The organism is Rhizobium sp. 05L419 (genome assembly GCF_056397845.1).
In genome coordinates, this window is record NZ_JBFTOF010000008.1 from 1 (window position 1) to 21,212 (window position 21,212).

At 60.5% G+C, this 21,212-nt stretch carries 16 protein-coding genes, 1 tRNA gene and 1 pseudogene; 9 read left to right on the forward strand and 9 right to left on the reverse strand.

All coding sequences use genetic code 11. The annotated features are described in order from the left end of the window. Positions 1 to 177 precede the first annotated feature (177 nt). Together AC1DMK_RS12715 and AC1DMK_RS12720 are read right to left on the reverse strand one after the other, a co-directional pair. On the reverse strand, positions 178 to 1,842 hold the full coding sequence (locus AC1DMK_RS12715) for a type IV secretory system conjugative DNA transfer family protein (protein WP_477859427.1): 1,665 nt from the start codon (positions 1,840 to 1,842) through the stop codon (positions 178 to 180). Then, positions 1,839 to 2,141 carry a hypothetical protein gene (locus tag AC1DMK_RS12720; protein WP_037062943.1) on the reverse strand — a complete coding sequence of 101 codons (303 nt, stop codon included), beginning with the start codon at positions 2,139 to 2,141 and terminating at the stop codon, positions 1,839 to 1,841. Before AC1DMK_RS12720 ends, AC1DMK_RS12715 begins: the two co-directional genes overlap by 4 nt. Positions 2,142 to 2,437: 296 nt before the next feature. Between AC1DMK_RS12720 and traA the strand changes: the two genes are divergently transcribed. Both traA and AC1DMK_RS12730 read left to right on the forward strand, forming a co-directional pair. Beyond that, positions 2,438 to 5,827: a Ti-type conjugative transfer relaxase TraA gene (gene traA / locus AC1DMK_RS12725; RefSeq protein WP_477859429.1), complete on the forward strand. Its 3,390-nt coding sequence runs from the start codon at positions 2,438 to 2,440 to the stop codon at positions 5,825 to 5,827. A gap of 9 nt (positions 5,828 to 5,836) precedes the next feature. Then, entirely contained in the window at positions 5,837 to 6,352 is a 516-nt protein-coding gene (locus AC1DMK_RS12730; protein ID WP_037062941.1) for a DUF6118 family protein, read from the forward strand. Positions 6,353 to 6,759: 407 nt separating this feature from the next. Here AC1DMK_RS12730 and AC1DMK_RS12735 read toward each other — a convergent pair. Both AC1DMK_RS12735 and AC1DMK_RS12740 read right to left on the reverse strand, forming a co-directional pair. Further along, positions 6,760 to 6,835 (reverse strand) — tRNA-Ala (locus AC1DMK_RS12735). A gap of 153 nt (positions 6,836 to 6,988) precedes the next feature. Then, a complete protein-coding gene (locus tag AC1DMK_RS12740) occupies positions 6,989 to 7,381 on the reverse strand; it encodes a TIGR02300 family protein (protein WP_037062889.1) in 393 nt (130 codons plus the stop codon). A 253-nt stretch (positions 7,382 to 7,634) separates the two neighbouring features. Here AC1DMK_RS12740 and AC1DMK_RS12745 point away from each other — a divergent pair, with 253 nt between their 5' ends. From AC1DMK_RS12745 to rpsA, 3 genes are all read left to right on the forward strand, one after another. After that, the gene (locus tag AC1DMK_RS12745; RefSeq protein WP_037062888.1) at positions 7,635 to 8,276 is read left to right on the forward strand and encodes an FMN-binding negative transcriptional regulator; all 642 of its coding nucleotides are present in this window, start codon (positions 7,635 to 7,637) and stop codon (positions 8,274 to 8,276) included. An 8-nt stretch (positions 8,277 to 8,284) separates the two neighbouring features. Continuing rightward, positions 8,285 to 8,932, forward strand: coding sequence for a (d)CMP kinase (gene cmk, locus AC1DMK_RS12750; protein WP_477859432.1), 648 nt, complete (start codon positions 8,285 to 8,287; stop codon positions 8,930 to 8,932). 166 nt (positions 8,933 to 9,098) lie between these two features. Continuing rightward, positions 9,099 to 10,802 carry a 30S ribosomal protein S1 gene (gene rpsA / locus AC1DMK_RS12755; protein WP_477859434.1) on the forward strand — a complete coding sequence of 568 codons (1,704 nt, stop codon included), beginning with the start codon at positions 9,099 to 9,101 and terminating at the stop codon, positions 10,800 to 10,802. Positions 10,803 to 10,894: 92 nt separating this feature from the next. Here rpsA and AC1DMK_RS12760 read toward each other — a convergent pair whose 3' ends face one another. The 3 genes from AC1DMK_RS12760 to AC1DMK_RS12770 form a co-directional block, all read right to left on the reverse strand. Continuing rightward, positions 10,895 to 12,472, reverse strand: a complete 1,578-nt coding sequence (locus AC1DMK_RS12760) for a hypothetical protein (protein WP_477859436.1) — start codon at positions 12,470 to 12,472, stop codon at positions 10,895 to 10,897. Between the two features lie 226 nt (positions 12,473 to 12,698). Next, entirely contained in the window at positions 12,699 to 13,325 is a 627-nt protein-coding gene (locus AC1DMK_RS12765; RefSeq protein ID WP_037062878.1) for a ribonuclease D, read from the reverse strand. Positions 13,326 to 13,427: 102 nt separating this feature from the next. Next, positions 13,428 to 14,234 carry a MerR family transcriptional regulator gene (locus AC1DMK_RS12770; protein ID WP_477859438.1) on the reverse strand — a complete coding sequence of 269 codons (807 nt, stop codon included), beginning with the start codon at positions 14,232 to 14,234 and terminating at the stop codon, positions 13,428 to 13,430. Between the two features lie 199 nt (positions 14,235 to 14,433). Between AC1DMK_RS12770 and AC1DMK_RS12775 the strand changes: the two genes are divergently transcribed. Next, positions 14,434 to 15,714 carry a 4-aminobutyrate--2-oxoglutarate transaminase gene (locus AC1DMK_RS12775; RefSeq protein ID WP_477859440.1) on the forward strand — a complete coding sequence of 427 codons (1,281 nt, stop codon included), beginning with the start codon at positions 14,434 to 14,436 and terminating at the stop codon, positions 15,712 to 15,714. Positions 15,715 to 15,750: 36 nt separating this feature from the next. Further along, a complete protein-coding gene (locus AC1DMK_RS12780) occupies positions 15,751 to 17,232 on the forward strand; it encodes an NAD-dependent succinate-semialdehyde dehydrogenase (RefSeq protein ID WP_477859442.1) in 1,482 nt (493 codons plus the stop codon). Positions 17,233 to 17,338: 106 nt separating this feature from the next. Here AC1DMK_RS12780 and AC1DMK_RS12785 read toward each other — a convergent pair. Together AC1DMK_RS12785 and AC1DMK_RS12790 are read right to left on the reverse strand one after the other, a co-directional pair. After that, positions 17,339 to 17,770: pseudogene (locus tag AC1DMK_RS12785) on the reverse strand (PACE efflux transporter); the annotation flags it as partial. A gap of 113 nt (positions 17,771 to 17,883) precedes the next feature. Continuing rightward, complete coding sequence (locus AC1DMK_RS12790) at positions 17,884 to 18,093, reverse strand: SlyX family protein (RefSeq protein WP_477859444.1); 210 nt, start codon at positions 18,091 to 18,093, stop codon at positions 17,884 to 17,886. Between the two features lie 181 nt (positions 18,094 to 18,274). Here AC1DMK_RS12790 and uxaC point away from each other — a divergent pair, with 181 nt between their 5' ends. Both uxaC and AC1DMK_RS12800 read left to right on the forward strand, forming a co-directional pair. Next, positions 18,275 to 19,690: a glucuronate isomerase gene (uxaC, locus tag AC1DMK_RS12795; RefSeq protein WP_477859446.1), complete on the forward strand. Its 1,416-nt coding sequence runs from the start codon at positions 18,275 to 18,277 to the stop codon at positions 19,688 to 19,690. After that, positions 19,687 to 21,141: a mannitol dehydrogenase family protein gene (locus AC1DMK_RS12800; protein WP_037062865.1), complete on the forward strand. Its 1,455-nt coding sequence runs from the start codon at positions 19,687 to 19,689 to the stop codon at positions 21,139 to 21,141. Before uxaC ends, AC1DMK_RS12800 begins: the two co-directional genes overlap by 4 nt. The last annotated feature ends 71 nt before the right edge of the window (positions 21,142 to 21,212 follow it).

Sequence of the window (21,212 nt, forward strand, 5' to 3'; positions counted from 1 at the left end):
GTGAGGATCAATTCTTAGGCACCTTGTCGGTCAGAAATTTATGATAGGCAATAGCCGGATTCTCTACCGGGCACAGAGAAAGCGCAAGTGACGGGACAGCGAAAAGAAGCTGCCGTCTCGGTGCCGGTACTACTCTTCGTCCGATTCTCACACGCGTCTGTTTCATTGAATCTGACCTCAGGCGGCATCATAGGAATTTGCGAACTCGCGGTCGGCATAATAGCGCAGCTTTCTGCCGATGATTGGTCGGCGACCTGCGAGAAACAAAAGCTCCGTTTCAGCGGGCAGGTTGCGCACTTCGTCGGGTGTTAGAAGGGCACGCGCGGTGCGCTGTTCGCTGTAAGAGATCCCGGATTGCTCGGCGTCCAAGGCGAGTGCCATTGTTCGAAAGGCGACCGTCTCCTGTCCCAACAGGTCGGATATCAAACGTGCGCTTTCATGGTCGTTTACACCAAAGACTTGGAGCACGCCGGCGTTGGAGAGGAACGTGCCGGCGCGTCGCCCATAGGTGGCGCGCAACTGGTGGATATCCTGCAGGATCGGCCACAGTTGCACGCCATAGCCGGCCATAAAACCCATCGCGCGTTCGACCGGTGCGAGGTAACCCAGTGCGGCGAATTCGTCGAGCAAGTAAAGAACCGGGGCAGGGGGTGTGCCCTGCGTCCGCGCAAGATCCGACAGGCTTTGTGTTACCAGCAGCCGTAGCCACCGCGCATAAGGTCCAAGCCTGTCGGGAGGCAGAACAAGGAACACCGTCACTGAGCGCGACTTCAAATGTGAGAACCGAAACCCAGAGCGGGCAAGAACAGCGGTGATACGGGGGCTGTCGAGGAAGTGCGTGTGACGTTGGGCGGCCGATAGCACGCCCGCCGCCTCCCGATCGGACTTGGCCAGATGTCGGTTGGCCGCGCGGGCAACAAGACCGTTTGCCGCCGGGCTTGCCTGCATCGTCTTCAGCAGAGCGCTAAAGTCGTCAGCCGCGAGCGTCAAATCACTTCGGAGCATCGAAAGATTGCGGGTGCTGCGTGGCTGCGTGCTGACGATGTGAAGAATCAATCCGCCAATCAGCGCTTTTGCCTCTTCGTTCCAATGTGCCTCGCCAGCTTGGCCAGGTTCATCGAACACCAACGCATCAGAAAGACTGTTCGCATCATCGATAAGATCGATGCCATCAGGATCGAGTGCGTCGAGTGGATTATAGCTGCTGGTCGGATGCCGCGTGACACCAAACGGGTCGAGCACATGCACCGGTCCGAAGCGCTCGCGCGCACGCGACGCAATGCGGGTGTTCTCGCCTTTGGGATCGATGCAGATGATCGAACGATCGGCATCGAGCAGGTTCGGAATGATCGTGCCGACGCCCTTGCCCGATCGTGTCGGCGCCATGGTCAGCAGATGCGCAGGTCCATCATAGCGGAGAAGCTTGCCTTTCTTCGTGTCCCGACCGAGCAGCAGGCCGCCGCCTGGCCGCGTCAGCGAACTCGTCTCCTTGCTGCTGGCAAATCGCGCTGAACCATGTGTATCGCCCACTATCACGCCAAAGCGGGCGATCATCGGGGCGCTCACAAGGTAGAACAGAACGACAAGCCAGAAGGCATCGAATACCACGTTGCCGACGACCCAGAGTCTATCGCCGATGACAATGCCGAAAGATTGCATCACTCCCTGCCAGGCAAAGGTGATGACAAAAAACACGACGATGTAGAGAACGCCGAAAACAGATAGGTGGCGTGCAAGACGAAACGGCGCGCCGATGATCGCCAGCAGCGCCCAGATCGGATCACGTGCTGCAAGCAACATCATGGCCTTGAAAGCGAGCCAGGTCATCCATAGCCTTGTCATGTGGGCCTCGCTTGCTGCTGATGCACCGCAGGCTCGATTTGGGCAGGATCGAGGACCGCCGTGAACAGATTGCGGTCGCGATCGTGGTTGAGGAATTCGGGCAGGGCGCGGCGTAGCCAGCCCCGCAAGCTCTTCGCGAATTCGTCCTCGCCACGATCGAGATGTTCCATGACGAGTGTGCCGAGAAGGATCTTTCGGCGGGTGTCTTCTGCACGTTCCTGCTTGCTCAGTCTTGCCTGGAGATTTTTCTTCTGCGCATCCAGTTGGGCAAGCCGTTCCTCTATCGATTTCCGCGCCATATCGCTTTCTCCGATCTTATGGACGGAATGTGAATTCGAGACGGTCTGCCGGGAACCTCTTGCAGTTCAAAATCCAGCTGCATCTTCACATGCCGTCTGCTTCAGTAAAACATTTTGTACCCCTTGCATCATGGACGAAATTGGATAGCGATACAACCTATCATCGCATATACTTAGGTGCTAAACCGTGTTTCTGTGTCGAAACGCTGAACTGTTTTGGTTTGCCTAAGGGCGCACTTACGGGTTGCTGCGCAACCCAGCGCTCGGCAAGCGTGGCCCGGCTAAGGATATGATCGATGGCGATCTATCATTTGAGTGTGAAGCCTATAACGCGTGGCAGCGGCCGCAGTGCCGTGGCTGCTGCGGCGTATCGGTCCGGCACGAAACTTGAAAATCAGCGTGATGGCTTGGTGCATGATTTTCGGCACAAAGCAGGGATTACGCAGACGGAGATTGTTCTGCCCGACGGTCTGTCGGCGGAGTGGGCGAGAGACCGATCGGTATTGTGGAATGCGGCAGAGGCCGCCGAAAGCCGCAAGGACGCCCGCGTTGCGCGGGAATTCGAAATTGCTTTGCCGCATGAATTGTCGGCGGAAGAGCGGTTGGCCCTGACACGTGCGTTTGCGCAAGCACTGGCTGATCGCTATCGGACCGCCGTCGACTTTGCGATCCACGAGCCGCACCGGGCGAGCGACATCCGCAATCATCACGCGCATATGATGATGACAACGCGCATGGTCGGACCTGCCGGGCTGGGCGCCAAGACGGATATGGAGCGTGCCAACAAGGAGCTATCGGCAGCCGGGCTTGCAACATCGACGGTGCAATTGCGTGAGATCCGGCGGTCGTTCGAACAGATGACCAACATGCATCTGGCCCGTGCCGGGTTGGATACAAGAGTGGATCATCGCTCGCACCAGGAGCGTGGCCTGGAGATCGAGCCTACCCAGCATGTCGGCGTGCATGCAACGGAGATCGAACGCCAAGGGGGCGATGTATCGCGATCGCGTATAGATGAGGCTGCAGCCCTTCGAAACGCCGAGCGAATCCGCAATGAGCCGGAGCAGGTCCTGGACCTGATCACCCAGGAAAAGAGCGTCTTTGACCGCCGCGACATTGCACGCATATTACATCGCTACGTCAATGACGACGCGCAGACATTCCAGAACGCCTTCGCCAGGATCATGGCGTCCCCGGCCTTGGTGACATTGCAGCCGGAGAGGACGAACGGGTCCGATGGGCCGGAACTTGCGCGTTATTCGACGCGGGAGATGATCGACGTCGAAGCGGCGATGGCAGGATATGCGCAGAAGATGTCCAAACGTCTGCGTTACGGCGTCGATCGGCGACATGTCGATCGGGCGATTAGCGACCAGGATCTGGCCCTGCGTGCAGCCGCAGGATCGCGCTCGGCCAGTGTTGAAAGGGCGGGTGAGGGGCTAACGTCACCGGAACGTGCCGCGCGCCTGTCGGATGAGCAGCGTGGCGCGATCCATCACATCACCGGTCCGGAGCAGATTTCAGCTGTCGTGGGGTTCGCAGGAGCCGGCAAAAGCACGATGCTGGCCGCGGCCCGTCAAGCCTGGGAAGGACAAGGTTACACGGTCCATGGCGCTGCCCTGTCAGGGAAAGCGGCCGAAGGGCTGGAGGAGTCATCGGGTATCCGAAGTCGCACACTCGCGTCCTGGGAATTCGGCTGGAAGAACGATAACGGTATGCTCGGCCGAAAAGATGTCCTCGTCATCGACGAGGCGGGCATGGTGGGCAGCCGGCAGCTTGCACGCTTTGTCGCGGTAGCGGAAACATCCGGTTCGAAAATCGTACTCGTCGGTGATCACGAGCAGTTACAGGCCATAGGTGCCGGTGCGCCGTTTCGTGCGATTGCCGAGCGTATCGGCTTTGCCGGATTGTCGGATATTCGCCGCCAACGGGAGCCGTGGCAGCGCGCCGCCTCGGTTGCATTTGCCACGCACAAGACGATCGACGGACTTGACGCTTATGCAAGCCATGGCGCCATCAAGCTTGCCGACAGTCGCGAGGCGACACGTAGCATGGTCGTTGCAGACTATTTTTCTGATAGGGATGAGCGCCCCGGTGGCACGCGCATTGTTATGGCGCACCGCCGCGCCGACGTCCGCGCCTTGAATGCAGATATCCGCTCCAGACTTCAGGAACTCGGTGCGCTTGCCAAGGGCGAGGACGGCCAGAGCGAAATAGGTGGAGAGGCGCTGTTTGAAACCAAGGACGGTCCGCGAACCTTTGCATCAGGGGATCGCGTCTTATTCCTGCAGAATGACCGTGAGCTTGGCGTCAAGAACGGTATGCTTGGAACCGTGTTGGCGGCGCATACCAATTGGCTGCGGGTCCGACTCGATGGTCGGGCGAAGGGACGTGACGGCACTGGTCGTGTCGATTTCTGGACGCCGCAGTACAACGCGATCGACCATGGCTACGCGACAACTATCCACAAGACGCAAGGAGCGACGGTTGATCGAAGCTTCGTGCTTGCTTCGCCGACTATGGATCGCCACCTGACCTACGTGGCCATGACCCGCCACCGCGAAGGCGCCGTGCTATACGCAAGCCATGAGGAGTTCGGTGACCGTCGGTCCGGCAGACTGATCGAGCATGGCAAGGCGCCCTATCAACACGATCCAAGCAAGCGCGGTAGCTACTACGTGACGTTGGAGTCAGGAACGGGGCAGCGACACACCGTCTGGGGCGTCGATCTCGAACGAGCAATAGCGAGCGCTGCGCCGGTTGTCGGTGCAACGATCGGGCTAGAGTTTCGGGGAAGTGAAACCATCCGTCTACCCGATGGCAGGGAAGCTCAACGGAACCGCTGGGAGGTCAAGGATGGCGACGCCATGGCTTACGCGCAATTGCAAAGCAAACTCAGTCGCTCAGGGGTGAAGGAGACAACACTCGATTATGTCAACGACTTCGCTGGACGGCGGGGCATAGATGAGCAACCGAGACGAACCGACGATCGAGAAATCCGATTTGAGGGTGAGCAAGGCAACGGTATCAGCCGGCGCGGAGCGTTCTCGGGCCTCAAGTTGAGCAGGACAAACCAGCCCTCAAACGCCCGGCGAGAGCAACAGAGGCCTGCGTTCGAAGCGTTGGCGATGTCGCCATCCTTAGAGCAGGCTGTCGATCGTTACGCGCGAGCATTCAGGTCAGCGATGAGATCGCAGGATATGGGATCGCCGATGCTCCCGAGCCAGAAGGCAGAGCTGCAGGCAGCCGGGGCAGAACTCGAAAAAGCGCAGCCTGGGTCGCGGTCCCTGATGATGTCTGCGGTTCAGCACGACGCGGGCGCGCAACGTGCCATGATCGAGCAATTTGGGCGAGAGCGTGTGGTTGAAGTCATTGCAGGCATGGCGCGGGAACAGTCACTGCGAGCAGATCCTCACGCCTGGGCGGGTCGACTGATCAATCAATGGCAATCGCTGCAGGCGCAGCGTCACGAACTTGCCGCTGGACGCAACGATGCTGCATGGGAAAAGATTGAAAACGAGATGCGCCTTTTGACACGCGAGATCGGTCGCAATCCCGCCGTCGCAACCATTATCCGGAACCGCGCCAGCGATGTCCGACTCGATCAGCACCAGGATCATTGGAGTACTGCCCGTCACCTGGAGCAAAAGCTCGAGCGTGAGCGAGGCAATGAATTCGAGCGATAGGGGAGATAGATGACCGACAACGAGTGCCAAGGCGCCGCGACCGACCGCGACAACAATGCCGATGAAGCGGTCGAGGCATTCCACGATTTGCGTCATACCGTTGAACGTTTAGGCGCGCACATCTCTGCGGAAGTGACGGTCGTTCGCAAAGGCGTCGAGCTTGCATTCGAGCAGTTCGAGAAATCCCAGGAAGTAGCCCAGGACGGCGAAGATCTAGCCCACATCGCGGAGTTTCTGCTTGGCATGAACCAGCGCATCGACCTCATCTCCAGATCTCCAATTCTCAAGAACGGGCCCGAATATTTCGTGCGGGCTCTGGAACGTGGAGGCGAAGGCATGGTGGCGACGGCCATTCAACAATTTGAACTAGAGAGCCGGGAATACAAAAGACACTTGCTGGAATTGCGTCATCAGATGCAGAGTGCGCGTGAGCGGCGGCTGCAAAATATCTGTTTGTGGCTCGTTGGTGCGATCGGTCTCGTTGTTGGAATGGTCACGGCGCTCATTGCCGCGCGTTCACTATGATCTCCCGGGGCGAGGACTCCGAAGCCTGCTCTCGCCGATATTCAGAGTTTCACCGGACGGCTTAACAAATCCCAGCTGGACGCCGGTAGCGGTCACTTTGTCACAATCGACGTCGGCCTTCTCGAAGGTGATCAGCGTGCCGCTGGGGCTGTTTGCGGCATACGCGGAACTGAGGTGAACCCTTAGCCAACCTGATGGGACAAAAGCAGGACACTAACTGCTGGAGGTCGAATTCAAGGAGGTTCCTCGCGAAGCAGGGAGCACTCACACGGCTATATGCGCTGTGAAGTCTTGCTGGGATGGAACGCGGTGGGTACGCGGTATGGGTACTTTCGTGGGGTACTCAGCGAAAGAGCTGCCTGCTGTATCCTATTGGAAAAACAGCAATGCATCGAATGAGGGGAATTTGGTGGAGCTAAGCGGGATCGAACCGCTGACCTCTTGCATGCCATGCAAGCGCTCTCCCAGCTGAGCTATAGCCCCATCAAGGCGGTCCGGTTTGTGGCCGGTCCTGGGATGCTTCGCGAGGTTGTTCGCCTCGCGGAGTGGCGGCTTATTACTTCCGGTTTTCGGAGATAGCAAGCCCAAAAAAATAGGCCCGGCGAATTTTTCTCGTCCGGGCCGATACTTAATCGATCAGACTTCGTCTTCGTCGCCCGTCACGCCGATGATGTCGCTCATGTCGTCGTCATCGTCGTCTTCATCAGCTTCAAGGAAGGTGTCGTCGTCGTCATCGCCTTCGATTTCAACGTCGTCATCGCCGATGTCGGGTATGTCGTCGCCGGATGCGGCTTCATCTGCATCCTCGAGCGATACCAGTTCGACTTCCGTGCTTTCGGTATCGACTTCCGCCACCTCTTCTTCGTCCTGTGCAGCCTCCGCGGCTGCAGCAGCCGAGGTTTCCTCGAAGTAGGAGAGGGGGTAGGATTTGCCTGAATATGGAGAAACGATCGGATCCCGGTTCAGGTCGTAGAATCGTTTGCCGGTTTCCGGATCGGTACGCTTGGTTCCAAGTTCCGCTTTCGCCACTGTAAGCCTCGTGAGAATGGCCGAATGCTAAATTCGGCAAATGCCGTTAAAACCGGCGTTCTATTCGGAATTTATAAGCCGGTCCCCATAATCGTTGCAGCCTTCCATGTCAAAGCTAAAGTTCACGCGTCCCCCGTCCGCGTGGAACAAGGACCGGATGACCGACGCTGACGTTTATGTTAGTGAGCTCGATATTGTTTGTTTGCAACGGAAAACCGGCAGAGCGCCGGGTGTTTTGGACAGGCCCCCGCAGATGTACCAACCCCCGCATTTCCGCGAAGACGATATTGCCGTTCAGCACGCCCTCATTCGCGCCCATCCCCTTGGTCTGCTGATCACGGCGGGACAATCCGGGCTGGTCGCAAATTCGGTGCCGTTCCATCTGGATCCGGATGCGGGCACCAAGGGAACGTTGCGTCTTCATGTCGCTAGGCCCAATGCGCAATGGCACGATATCCAGGCTGGTGCCGAGGTGCTGGCGGTCTTCCAAGGCACTGACGCCTATGTGACGCCATCCTGGTACAAGACGAAGCAGGAGACCGGCAAGGTCGTGCCGACCTGGAACTACGCGATCGTACAGGCGCGGGGCGCAGCACGCGTCATCGACGATGCCGATTGGCTGCTAGCGCAGATCGGCGCGCTCACCCGTCAGCAGGAGGGAGCCCGCGAGAAGCCGTGGGCCGTCGGCGATGCACCTGATGATTTCATCCGCGCGCAGATGAAAGGCATCATTGGCATCGAAATTGAGATCGCCTCGATCGAAGGCAAATGGAAAGTAAGCCAGAACCGGCCGGTTGCCGACCGCGAGGGCGTTGCGGCGGGCCTCGGCGAGTCGTCGGATCGCGCTGAGATGATTGACCTTGTCCGCCGCTACGGCGGATTGACGACGGAATGAGTACATTGATGAGCTCCAGCAGTTTCACCATCGCCATCGACGGTCCGGCGGCGGCCGGCAAAGGCACGCTGTCGCGCCTCGTTGCAGGCGCGTATGGTTTCCATCACTTGGACACCGGCCTGACCTATCGCGCTACGGCCAAGGCACTGCTCGATGCGGGCCAGCCGCTGGACGACGAGGCTATCGCCGAAAAGATGGCGCGCGAGGTTGAACTCGGCGGCCTGGATCGCGATATCCTGTCCAAGCATGCGATCGGCGAAGCCGCGTCCAAGATTGCCGTGATGCCCGCGGTTCGGCGGGCTCTGGTCGAGGCGCAGCGGCGGTTTTCCGAAAAGCAGCCGGGTACCGTGCTCGACGGCCGCGATATCGGGACCGTGGTCTGCCCGGACGCACCGGTGAAGCTCTATGTGACGGCCTCGCCGCGGGTGCGTGCGAAGCGTCGCTACGACGAGATTGTCGCCAAGGGCACGGCAGCCGATTTCGAGGCGATTTTCGACGACGTCAGGCGGCGTGACGAGCGCGACATGGGACGGGCCGACAGCCCTTTGAAACCAGCGGAAGACGCGCACTTGCTAGATACGTCGGAAATGAGTATAGAGGCCGCGTTTCAAGCTGCGAAATCGATCATCGACGTCGCCTTGAGCCGATATGCATGAATTCGAGCGATATGCCCAAGCCTTGCCTGGGTCGCTTAGAAAGACAAGCCTGAAATTCCGTCCAAGCGCCGGATTGCCTTCGAAGAGAGGGCGGACTGGGTTCAGGCTCATTCAACACGAACCAACCGGCGCATACGTGTCCAGATTCGGATACGCAGGAGATTTCATGTCAGTAGCTACTCCCTCTCGCGAAGATTTCGCGGCCCTTCTCGAAGAATCCTTTGCCAAGAACGATCTGGCCGAAGGCTATGTCACCAAGGGTATCGTCACGGCAATCGAGAAGGACTCTGCCGTTGTCGACGTCGGCCTGAAGGTCGAAGGTCGCATCCTACTCAAGGAATTCGGCGCCAAGGCCAAGGACGGCACGCTCAAGGTCGGCGACGAAGTCGAAGTTTACGTTGAGCGTATCGAAAACGCTCTCGGCGAAGCAGTTCTGTCGCGCGAGAAGGCTCGCCGCGAAGAAAGCTGGGTCAAGCTCGAAGCCAAGTTCGAAGCTGGTGAGCGCGTTGAAGGCGTCATCTTCAACCAGGTCAAGGGCGGCTTCACGGTCGACCTCGACGGTGCGATTGCCTTCCTGCCGCGTTCGCAGGTCGACATCCGCCCGATCCGCGACGTTACACCGCTGATGCACAACCCGCAGCCCTTCGAAATCCTCAAGATGGACAAGCGTCGCGGCAACATCGTCGTATCGCGTCGTACGGTTCTGGAAGAATCCCGTGCCGAGCAGCGTTCTGAAATCGTTCAGAACCTCGAAGAAGGCCAGGTTGTTGACGGCGTCGTCAAGAACATCACCGATTATGGTGCGTTCGTTGACCTCGGTGGCATCGACGGCCTGCTGCACGTCACCGACATGGCATGGCGCCGTGTGAACCATCCGTCGGAAATCCTGTCCATTGGCCAGCAGGTCAAGGTTCAGATTATCCGCATCAACCAGGAAACCCACCGCATCTCGCTCGGCATGAAGCAGCTCGAGTCGGATCCGTGGGATGGCATCCAGGCCAAGTATCCGGAAGGCAAGAAGATTTCCGGTACTGTCACGAACATCACCGACTACGGTGCGTTCGTCGAGCTGGAGCCGGGCATCGAAGGCCTGATCCACATCTCGGAAATGTCCTGGACCAAGAAGAACGTACACCCCGGCAAGATCCTGTCCACGAGCCAGGAAGTCGAAGTCGTCGTTCTCGAAGTCGATCCGTCCAAGCGCCGTATTTCGCTCGGCCTCAAGCAGACGCTGGAAAATCCGTGGGCGGCATTCGCTCGCAATCATCCGGCTGGCACTGAAGTCGAAGGCGAAGTCAAGAACAAGACCGAATTCGGCCTGTTCATCGGCCTCGACGGCGATGTTGACGGCATGGTGCATCTCTCCGACCTCGACTGGAACCGTCCGGGCGAACAGGTCATCGAAGAGTTCAACAAGGGTGACGTCGTCAAGGCTGTCGTTCTCGATGTTGACGTCGAAAAGGAACGCATCTCGCTCGGCATCAAGCAGCTCGGCAAGGATGCAGTTGGCGAAGCAGCAGCTTCCGGCGACCTGCGCAAGAATGCAGTCGTTTCCTGCGAAGTTCTCGCGGTCAACGACGGCGGCGTCGAAGTGAAGCTCGTCAACCACGAAGACATCACCTCGTTCATCCGTCGTGCAGACCTCGCGCGCGATCGCGACGATCAGCGTCCGGAACGCTTCTCGGTTGGCCAGGTTTTTGACGCTCGCGTCACCAACTTCTCCAAGAAGGACCGCAAGGTTATGCTGTCCATCAAGGCTCTGGAAATCGCAGAAGAGAAGGAAGCCGTTGCCCAGTTCGGTTCGTCCGACTCTGGCGCGTCGCTCGGCGACATCCTCGGCGCGGCTCTAAAGAACCGCGGCGGCGAATAATCGTCTGCCTCAAGGCTTGAAGAATTGAAGAACCCGCCGGAGCGATCCGGCGGGTTCTTTGCTGTTCGGTGGTTCGATTGCCGGATCTTGGCTTATTCCCAGCCGGCCATGCGGCGATAGAGAGTATAGGCTTCCTCGGCAACCGGCGGCATGGCAAGACGCGGTGCGGGAAGCAGCGGCGTTTCTGCGCGTGTGTCGGCGCTCTCTGAAGGGGCGGTTGGCTCGCCTTGCGCCGCCGTCTCTGTTTCGCCGTCCTCAGTTGTGTCGGGTTGGCCGTCCGCCTCCTGCCCTTCCGACTGCGGGCCGCCGTCGTGGTCCTCGCGATGCATCTCTCGCGAACCGCCGTCTTCCGCCTCGTCCTTGGCAAACTGGTAGGGCTGTATCGCATAGGGCACGCCCTCGACGATCTTCATCAATACCGGTGCGTATGCCGCGTCGATCGTATGCTGAGGCACGGGCGGCGCCTCCGTCTCCGGCGCAACGTGTCGGTTCGCAGCCACGCTTGCTCCGGCCGCGTCGGTCAGCGGCTGCGATGCAAGAGGCGATGGCTGTCGGGCAGCGCCACTCATCGGAGTTGCCTGCTCGGGTGCCCGCCTTAGCTCCTCGGGAATGTCGCCGATCAGTGTCTCGTCCAGAATGACGTCGATTTCGACAGCGGGATCGACGTCGGAAGCCTCCAGCAGGACCTCGGTCTCCTGATCTCGAATGATCGCCACAATCAGATCTGTCGCGTCTTCCGACAGGGATGCCGGAATACCCGCCCAGCTTTTCGGAATGATCGGATCGCCCTTGGCAGCACGCTGCGGTGCGTCCGCTTTCGTTGCGATGTCTGCGCTCTCAGCGGTCGCAACCGAGGTCTCGTTTTCGGGCGGCTGAAGTGGCCCCTCCGCCTTCGGCGCTTCCGTTGGTGTTCCCCCGCTTGCCTTTGTCGCTGCTGGCGTCCTGTCAGCGGCGATCTCGCGAACATCACTGGCCGCCTCAGTCGGGACCTCCGACCGTTCGGCGATCTCCGTGTCGAGATAAGTCGCTGCACCGTTCACGGTTCTGGCAGGCTCCTCGACGTGATTTTTATGCGCCGCGGCGGGCGCCGTTCGCGGCGCTGTAGCAAGGTTCTCCCGGTGCAGGCTGATTTCGGGCCGCTGTTCTTGCCGCAACGGCGAAGCGTCGTTCTGTCCATACAAGCGAACAACCGCACGCGCCGCCAGATCACGGTCCTTGTAGCGCATGGTTTCAAGGTAGGCGGCGATGCGCGCCGCCTCTGGTCCCGCCGGGTTCTTTAAGGCAGCGGCGAGCAGACGAAGCGGAACACTGTGACCCTGCGTCGCAAGCTTTCGCTCGACAGCCTCGATCTTGGTCGCCGGCAGCTTCTGGATCGCGTCTGCGAGGCGAGAGGCGAAAGCGAGTTCGGTCTCGTCGTCGCCGCGGGGCTGGGAGAGCGCGTCGCCTGCAGCATTGATGACATCGAGCAGGGCTTCAACCATACGGGCTCGAACGGCGAGCAGAAGAATGTTCAGCTTGGCCGTAATCGCGGAATTGAGATCAGGACTTTCAACGTGGTTGACCGGAGCGACCGCGGTCGCTCCCCGAACTACGCCATCTGTACTGAGAGCTGTGCTCTGTCCTTGTGACGAGAAACTTGAATTTGACGCTGCACGAACCGGAGTCAACATGGCATGCTCCTTCTTTCGTAAAGTGCGATGAAGCAGGTTACAAGCCGCGCTCATCCGGCCCTTAGCATTCCCTGGCAGTTCGTCCTGCCTGCGTGGCGCTACATCGCGTCGTCGAATGCATAAAAATTAATAAGCATCCTAGTGAAATTTGCTTAAGGAATCGCTAATGAGCCTCGCTCGGCAAGCCGCGCGCCCGGTCTATTGTCCGATGCCACTTGGAGCAATCCTAGCTGTGCGCGAAGATGTCTGCTTCGTCCCAGCCGAGCAGGTCGAGCTTGGCGCGCGTCGGCAGGAATTCGAAGCAGGCGTTTGCATGCTCGATGCGACCATCGCGGACGAGGCGCTCGGTCAGCTTGTCGCGCAGGGCATGCAGGTAAAGGACATCCGAAGCGGCATATTCAAGCTGTGCCTGCGACAGCTTTGCCGCCGCCCAGTCCGAGGACTGCTGCGCCTTGGAAACGTCGACGTCGAGCATTTCCTTGAGATTGTCCTTGAGACTGTGCCGGTCCGTGTAGGTGCGGCAGAGGCGCGAGGCAATCTTGGTGCAGAAAACCGGCTGTGAGGTGACGCCGAAGGTGTGGAACAGTACGGCAATATCGAACCGGCCGTAGTGGAAGATCTTCTGACGCGATGTGTCGGCCAGCATCGCGACGAGGTTCGGTGCCTCCTTTTGTCCAGCGGCGATGCGGATCACATCGGCCGAACCGTTGCCGGGTGAAAGCTGGACGACGCAGAGGCGATCGCGGCGCGGCACCAGGCCCAGCGTCTCGGTGTCGATTGCGATCGCTCCGGTGTAGCGGGCGGCGTCAGCCGCGGAAATATCGCCTTCGTGGTAACGTATGGTGGCTGCCATCGGTCTCGTCTTTCTTCCAGATGTCTGTCGTGGGCTATAACGCAAAGGCCGGCTGCGCGATACCGATTTCGACCCCGCAAGTTCGGCCTTCGAATACAGGCCTCAGAAGGTCGGTGGCGTGTTGATCCAGATCAGGATCGTTTCGCCGTCATGCCGGTTGCGCCAGGAGTGGTAGCGCCGGCTCTCGAAGTACAGCGAATCCCCCGGTCCGAGATCGAAGAACTGGTCGGAATCGAGCACGATCTCGAGGCGACCGGAGAGTATGTGCATGAATTCTTCGCCATCGTGGCGGTAGGCGCCTTCGCTGGCGGCGCCGGGTGCGAGAACGAACCGGTGGCAGTCCATCATGATGCGGCCTTCGGCAAGAAGCTGGACGGTTACCCCCGGCGTCGTTTCCGGCCACGCGCGCCACTCGCCGGCGCGAACGACGGCGGCCGCGTCGTCGCGCTCCTCGCCCGACAGGCGGGATACGGTCGTGCCGTAGTACTCCGCAAGATCATGCAGCGTCTTGAAACTGACACCTTGCGAGGTTCGTTCCAGCGTTGAAAGCGTGGAGGAGGTGATGCCCATGTCGCCGGCCACCTGCTCCAGCGTCTTGCCTGCCGCGTGCCGAAGGCTGCGTAGCCTGCGCCCGATATCCGAAACTGCGCTCCCCTCGGAACTGTCCGAAGGTTCTTCGCTTTCCAGCGCCTCGCGGATTGCTGCGGGGTTGAGGCCGCGCTCGACGCGATACCAGGAAATCCGCTGAAGCCTTGCCACATCCTCCGCGCTATACTGCCTATGGCCGGTTTCCGAACGGCCGGGGACGACGAGGCCCTGGCTTTCCCACAGGCGCAGGGTGGAAGGGGAAACGCCTGCCAGTCTCGCGGCCTCGGCCACCTTGTAGCGCACGGGCGCGTCGTTGCTCATAGGCCAATGGTTCCTGATCTCGTTTGTCTTTGGGGCTGTCGACGGCCTTGCTGATGTCCCGGAACATCGCTGAAAACCGCGCTGGTTTGAAGCAGAAAATGTCGCTTGCATTCTTGCAGGAAAAATGTAGGAATTTTTTACATTCCTTGCAGAAGTTATGCAAGATAATTCGAAATCCCCTTCGACACAGGAGCGCACGATGACCGCGACCACCCTCACAGACCGGAAGAATGCCGCCATCTCGCGCGGCGTTGGCATGACCACCCAGATCTACGCCGATCGCGCTGAGAACTCCGAGATCTGGGACAAGGAAGGCCGTCGCTACATCGATTTTGCGGCCGGTATCGCCGTGCTCAACACCGGTCATCGTCATCCGCGCGTGATTGCGGCGGTCAAGGACCAGCTCGATCGCTTCACTCATACCTGCCACCAGGTCGTTCCCTATGAAACCTATATTCACCTGGCCGAGCGCCTGAATGCGCTAACACCCGGCAATTTCGAGAAGAAGACGATCTTCGTCACGACAGGTGCGGAAGCTGTCGAGAATGCCGTGAAGATTGCGCGTGCCGCGACCGGCCGGTCCGCCGTCATCGCCTTCGGCGGCGGCTTCCACGGCCGCACATTCATGGGCATGGCGCTTACCGGCAAGGTCGTACCCTACAAGGTCGGCTTCGGCGCGATGCCCGGCGACGTCTTCCATGTCCCGTTCCCGGTCGAACTCCACGGCGTTACCCCGGATCAGTCGATCGCGGCTTTGAAGAAGCTGTTTGCCGCAGATGTCGATCCGCAGCGCGTCGCAGCCATCATCATTGAGCCGGTCCAGGGCGAGGGTGGTTTTTATTCAGCGCCTGTCCCCTTCCTGAAGGCACTGCGCGAACTGTGCGATCAGCACGGCATCTTGCTCATTGCCGATGAGGTCCAGACCGGCTTCGCACGCACGGGCAAGATGTTCGCTATGGATCACCACGAGGTCGCGCCTGATCTGATGACGATGGCCAAGAGCCTCGCCGGTGGCTTCCCGCTCGCGGCCGTGACCGGTCGTGCAGAGGTCATGGACGCACCGGGGCCGGGTGGCCTCGGGGGCACCTATGGCGGCAATCCGCTTGGCATCGCCGCGGCGCACGCTGTTCTCGACGTGATCAAGGACGAGGATCTTTGCGGGCGCGCCAACCAGCTCGGCAGCCGGCTCAAGCAACGCCTGGAATCGTTGCGCGAAAAGGCGCCGGAGATTGTCGATATCCGCGGGCCGGGCTTCATGAACGCCGTCGAGTTCAACGACAAGACAACGAAGCTGCCGAGCGCAGAATTCGCCAACAAGGTTCGCCTGATCGCGCTTGAAAAAGGCCTGATCCTCCTGACCTGCGGAGTCCACGGTAATGTCATCCGCTTCCTCGCGCCGATCACCATTCAGGACAACGTCTTTGGCGAGGCGCTCGACATTCTCGAAGCCTCGATCCTGGAAGCAAGCGCCGGCAAGTGAGCCGCCCTGCCTATCAATGCCTTCGGAGTACATGACATGGCATTTACCACCGCACTGACCAAACACGTTCCCTTCTCCTCGCCGCTCCTGCGCGATGCCGGCTATATCAACGGCGTCTGGACAGCGGGTGGCGCGACCGGCACCTTCGACGTCTTGAACCCGGCGACCGGCGAAGTGCTGGCATCGCTGCCCGATATGGGTGCCGCCGAAACCCGAGATGCGATCGACGCTGCCCACGCCGCACAGCCGGCTTGGGCTGCCCGCCCCGCCAAGGAACGCGCAACCGTTCTGCGCAAGTGGTTCGACCTGATGGTCGCGAACGCCGACGAGCTGGCCGCCATCTTGACCGCAGAAATGGGCAAGCCCTTTGCGGAGGCTCGCGGCGAAATCCTCTATGCTGCGGCCTACGTCGAATGGTATGCGGAAGAAGCAAAACGGATCTACGGCGAAACCATTCCCGCGCCGTCAAACGACAAGCGCATGCTCGTCATCAAGCAGCCGGTCGGTGTCGTCGGTACGATCACGCCCTGGAATTTCCCGGCTGCGATGATCACGCGAAAGATAGCACCGGCGATTGCCGTCGGCTGCACCGTCGTATCGAAGCCCGCCGAACAAACGCCTCTTTCGGCGATTGCGCTGGCGGTTCTCGCGGAGCAGGCGGGCATCCCGGCTGGTGTCTTCAACGTCATCGTCGGCGCAGACGGTCCCGGCATCGGCAAGGAGCTCTGCGGCAACGAGAAGGTCCGCAAGATCAGCTTCACCGGCTCGACGGAAGTCGGCCGCATCCTGATGCGCCAGTGCGCCGACCAGATCAAGAAGATCAGCCTCGAACTCGGCGGCAACGCGCCGTTCATCGTTTTCGACGATGCCGACCTCGATGCCGCCGTCGAAGGCGCGCTTGCCTCCAAATACCGCAATGCCGGCCAGACCTGTGTTTGCGCCAACCGCCTCTATGTCCAGTCGGGCGTCTACGACGCCTTCGCGGCCAAGCTCGCCGTGAAGGTCGAAGACATGTCGGTCGGCGATGGCTTCAAGTCAGGCGTGACGATCGGCCCGCTGATCGACGAGCAGGGTCTTGCCAAGGTCGAAGACCACGTCAAGGACGCGGTATCCAAGGGCGCGAAGGTGCTGACGGGCGGCAAGCGTATCGACAGTGCCGGCACCTTCTTCACGCCGACCGTGTTGACCGGTGTCACGCGTGACATGAAGGTGGCACGCGAGGAAACCTTCGGTCCGGTCGCGCCGCTCTTCCGCTTTGACACCGTCGAGGATGTCATACAGCAGGCAAACGATACCGAGTTCGGCCTCGCGGCCTATTTCTTCGCCGGAGATCTGAAGAAGGTCTGGCGGGTCGCCGAAGCGCTGGAATACGGCATGGTCGGCATCAATACCGGCCTGATGTCCACCGAAACGGCGCCCTTCGGCGGCATCAAGCAGTCAGGCCTTGGCCGTGAAGGCTCGCGCCATGGCGCCGATGATTACCTCGAGATGAAATATCTCTGCATGGGTAACGTCTGAGTATAGTGAGGTCTTGACCGAACAGATGGATGTGGGATCGCCGGAATTGGCGGTCCCGCAGCGCGTTTTGGTGCTCTGTGGGACGGGCGGGCTCGTAGCCTTGCGGCGCTTCGGCTGCGTGCTGCCAGTCCGGCAATGGAAAGATCCGGTCGTAGGCCCAGTTGAAGACGAATGCGTAGATCAGGTAGAAAATGGCGAAGGACACGTCCATCATGAAGGCCTGCACCAGGCTGACGCCGAGGTACCATGCAATCAGCGGCAGGAGCGCGACAAGCAATCCCCCCTCGAACAGAACGGCATGTGCGATACGAATGGCGACGGTCTTCCGCGTGCCGCCTGTCAGGCGCTGCATGATGTGGTCGAAGCCGAGATTGTAGAGATAGTTCCAACCGGTCGCGATCGTGGCGCTGGCCACGCCGACGACCCCGATATCCGCCATCGGCATGCCGAACGCCAAGGCGCCAAGCGGCGTGATGAGGGCAAGGCCGATAATTTCGAAGCTTATCGCGTGACGAATACGGTCTGACGTAGATCGCATGTACAACCCCTTATGGGAAAGGTCGGGTCGTCCCGAGTTTATGCCCATACGGGGGAGGTCGTCCTCGCATCCTCATGATAGGGATGCCGGGCGCCCGGATCAAGACCGGTCGTTCAGTAGTGCGGCGGGCGGGTCGCGGCGGGCGCCTCCAGCGACTGCTCCTCCAGCGAGAGAAAACGTTCCGTCAAACGGTCAAGCTTCGCGCGCGTCTGCTCGACCACCTTCCATTGTTCCGTCAGCTGATCGGAAAGCTCCTCAATGGCCTTCGCCTGGTGGGACAAGGTTTCCTCGAGTTGTGTTACGCGGCTCGTCTCGTCGGACATCGGATTCTCCTTGCCGCAACCGGCCATTCCTGCGTGCGCTTCAAAAGCGGAAATAGGCCATGAGGTCAACCATGTCGAGAGAGCGGAAAAACGATTCGCAAAGTGAACCGTTTGGTTACTAAAACCCCTTGCCGCGTCTTTTGTTGTGCGGTAGGGCGGTATGCCTCAGGGAGGAATACTGATGGATGTTGGGAATGGCATTCTTCATCCGGACCGGCTCTTTCCAGCCGACCCGACCACGCGGACCATTGCACGCGATCTCTACGAGACCGTGCGGGCTCTGCCGATCGTAAGTCCGCATGGACATACCGAACCTTCGTGGTTTGCCAACGACAAGCCGTTCGAGGATGCGGCGTCCTTGTTGGTCATTCCCGACCACTACCTGTTTCGCATGCTGCACAGCGTCGGCGTCCAGCTGGACGATCTCGGGGTGCTGCGTCTCGACGGCAAGCCGGTCGCCGAGGGCCGTGCGATCTGGCGCGTCTTCGCCGCGAACTATCATTTGTTCCGCGGCACGCCGTCGAGCCTCTGGGTCGATCACGCTATGTCGGCTGTGCTTGGCTGTACCGAACCGCTGACGTCTGAAAATGCCGATGCACTCTACGACCACATCAACGCGCAGCTGGTTCTGCCGGAATTCCGGCCGCGTGCCCTGCACAAGCGCTTCGGTATCGAAACGATCGCCACTACCGAAGGCGCGCTCGATCCGCTGGTGCATCACCAGAAGATGGCCGAGGAAGGCTGGATCGGACGCGTGCGCACCACCTACCGTCCCGATAGCGTCACCGATCCGGATGCGGTCGGCTTCCGCGACAATCTCGTTCGCTTCGGCGAGCTGACGAATTCCGATGTAACGTCATGGGGCGGCCTGATCGATGCTCATCGCAAGCGCCGCGACTATTTCCGCCAATACGGTGCTACCGCGACCGATCACGGCGTCCCGACTGCCTTCACGGCAGACTTGCCGCTTGGCGATAGGCAGCGTCTGCTCGACAAGGCCCACACGGGAACGCTAAGCCTCGAGGACGCCGAACTTTTCCGCGGGCAGATGTTGACGGAGATGGCCGGCCTGTCTGCCGAAGACGGCATGACGATGCAGATCCACGCCGGCGCGCGCCGCAATACGGACCGCGAACTCTTCCAGACGCGGGGCCCGAACATGGGTGCCGATATCCCGACCCGCACCGATTGGGCCGGCGGTCTCGGTGCGCTGCTGTCGAAATACGGCCATGCGCCGGGCCTGCGCATCCTGCTCTTCACACTCGACGAGTCGACCTATGCCCGGGAACTTGCACCGATGGCCGGCCATTGGCCGTGTCTGATGATCGGCCCACCCTGGTGGTTCCACGACAGCCCGGCCGGCATCCGCCGCTATCTCGATCAGGTGGTCGAAACGGCGGGATTTGCGAATTTGGCTGGCTTCAACGACGATACCCGCGCGCTGCTGTCGATCCCTGCCCGTCACGACGTCTGGCGCCGCGAAGTCTGCGGCTTCCTGGCACAGCTTGCCGCGGAGCACCGCATCTCCCGCAGGGATGCCGCGATTGTCGCCGGCGAACTCTCCTATGGCAACGTGAAGAAGGCCTACAAGCTGTGACACAACGATTGACGAACCTGACAGGCCTTGCACCCACCGCCAAGCTGCCCGGTTATGACCGCAAGGCGCTGAAAGCCGGCATCCTGCATCTCGGCCCAGGTGCCTTCTTCCGCGCTCATTTCGCGCCCTTCACCGATGCCGCGCTCGCCACGGCGGGCGGCGATTGGGGGATCGAGGTGGCGAGCCTGCGCACCGCCGATGTCGCCGATCACCTGAGCGAACAGAACGGCCTCTACACCATGCTCGTGCGCGATACGTCGGGCACGAAGGCCGAGGTCATCGGGTCGATTCTGCGCGCGCACGTAGCGACCCGCAATCCAGGTGAGCTGCTGCAAAGGCTGGAGGATCCGGCGATCAGGATCGTCAGCCTGACCGTCACCGAAAAGGCCTACGGCTTCGACGCTGCAAACGGCGGGCTCGACCTCAAGCACGCCGATGTTGTGGCCGACCTTGCCAACCCGCATGCGCCGCGCGGCGTCATCGGTTATCTGGTAGAGGCGCTGTCCCGCCGCCGCGCCAAGGGCACTGCGCCGTTCACGCCACTCAGTTGCGACAACCTCCCGAGCAACGGCGCGGTTCTGAAACGTCTGGTCCTCGATTTTGCCGAACGCATCGAACCTGAGCTGCGGCAATGGATAGAACAGAACGTGCCGTTCCCCTCGACGATGGTCGATCGCATCACGCCGGCCAGCACCGAAGCGACCTATCGCGATGCCGAAACCCTGACGGGCAGGCAGGACCTCGCGGCAATCGAGACCGAACCCTTTACCCAGTGGGTCATCGAGGACCATTTCGCAAATGGCCGGCCGCAATGGGAAAAGGCCGGGGCGCTTATGGTCGAGGATGTCTCGGCCTATGAAAAGATGAAGCTGCGCATGCTGAACGGAGCGCATTCGCTTCTGGCCTATCTCGGATACATAGGCGGCTATGAGTTCATTCGCGACGTGATGGACGACGCTGGCCTGGCAGCGCTGGCGCGCCGCCAGATGAACGCTGCCGCCGCCACGCTCGATCCGCTGCCAGGCATCGATTTCGATGCCTATGCCGATGAATTGATAGCCCGCTTTTCCAACAAGGCGATTGCTCATCGTACCTACCAGATCGCCATGGACGGCACGCAGAAGCTGCCGCAGCGCCTGCTGGAACCGGCAACGGAAGCGCTCGCCCACGGCGGCAAGGCGGAGACCTATGCGATCGCTGTCGCCGCCTGGATGCGCTATGCGACGGGCATCGATCGGAACGGCGAGCGCTACGAGCTGCGCGATCCCCGGGCCGGCGAAATTGCAGCCCTCCTGGTCGATGTGCCGCGCAACGGCGGAGCGGTCTCGGCCGCCCTCTTCGGTCTGCCCGGTCTGTTCCCGGCGGCGCTGGCTGGCAACGTCGGCTGGACGGAGGATGTGGCAAACAAGCTGGAGCTGCTGATCCAGGACAACAAGTTGCCGCTGATCTGAGGTGAGAGCAGGCAGGTGGTACTTACCCCAGGTCATTGACCTACCGGAACGGCGAAAAGCCCACTTCCCCC

Bases quoted from the DNA above. Each gene is read 5' to 3' on its own strand.
- AC1DMK_RS12730 (WP_037062941.1), top strand. From the start codon at position 5,837: ATGACCGACAACGAGTGCCAAGGCGCCGCGACCGACCGCGACAACAAT.
- cmk (WP_477859432.1), top strand. From the start codon at position 8,285: ATGAGCTCCAGCAGTTTCACCATCGCCATCGACGGTCCGGCGGCGGCC.
- uxaC (WP_477859446.1), top strand. From the start codon at position 18,275: ATGGATGTTGGGAATGGCATTCTTCATCCGGACCGGCTCTTTCCAGCC.
- rpsA (WP_477859434.1), top strand. From the start codon at position 9,099: ATGTCAGTAGCTACTCCCTCTCGCGAAGATTTCGCGGCCCTTCTCGAA.
- AC1DMK_RS12780 (WP_477859442.1), top strand. From the start codon at position 15,751: ATGGCATTTACCACCGCACTGACCAAACACGTTCCCTTCTCCTCGCCG.
- AC1DMK_RS12715 (WP_477859427.1), bottom strand. From the start codon at position 1,842: ATGACAAGGCTATGGATGACCTGGCTCGCTTTCAAGGCCATGATGTTG.
- AC1DMK_RS12770 (WP_477859438.1), bottom strand. From the start codon at position 14,234: ATGAGCAACGACGCGCCCGTGCGCTACAAGGTGGCCGAGGCCGCGAGA.
- AC1DMK_RS12720 (WP_037062943.1), bottom strand. From the start codon at position 2,141: ATGGCGCGGAAATCGATAGAGGAACGGCTTGCCCAACTGGATGCGCAG.
- AC1DMK_RS12765 (WP_037062878.1), bottom strand. From the start codon at position 13,325: ATGGCAGCCACCATACGTTACCACGAAGGCGATATTTCCGCGGCTGAC.
- traA (WP_477859429.1), top strand. From the start codon at position 2,438: ATGGCGATCTATCATTTGAGTGTGAAGCCTATAACGCGTGGCAGCGGC.
- AC1DMK_RS12775 (WP_477859440.1), top strand. From the start codon at position 14,434: ATGACCGCGACCACCCTCACAGACCGGAAGAATGCCGCCATCTCGCGC.
- AC1DMK_RS12745 (WP_037062888.1), top strand. From the start codon at position 7,635: ATGTACCAACCCCCGCATTTCCGCGAAGACGATATTGCCGTTCAGCAC.
- AC1DMK_RS12760 (WP_477859436.1), bottom strand. From the start codon at position 12,472: ATGTTGACTCCGGTTCGTGCAGCGTCAAATTCAAGTTTCTCGTCACAA.
- AC1DMK_RS12790 (WP_477859444.1), bottom strand. From the start codon at position 18,093: ATGTCCGACGAGACGAGCCGCGTAACACAACTCGAGGAAACCTTGTCC.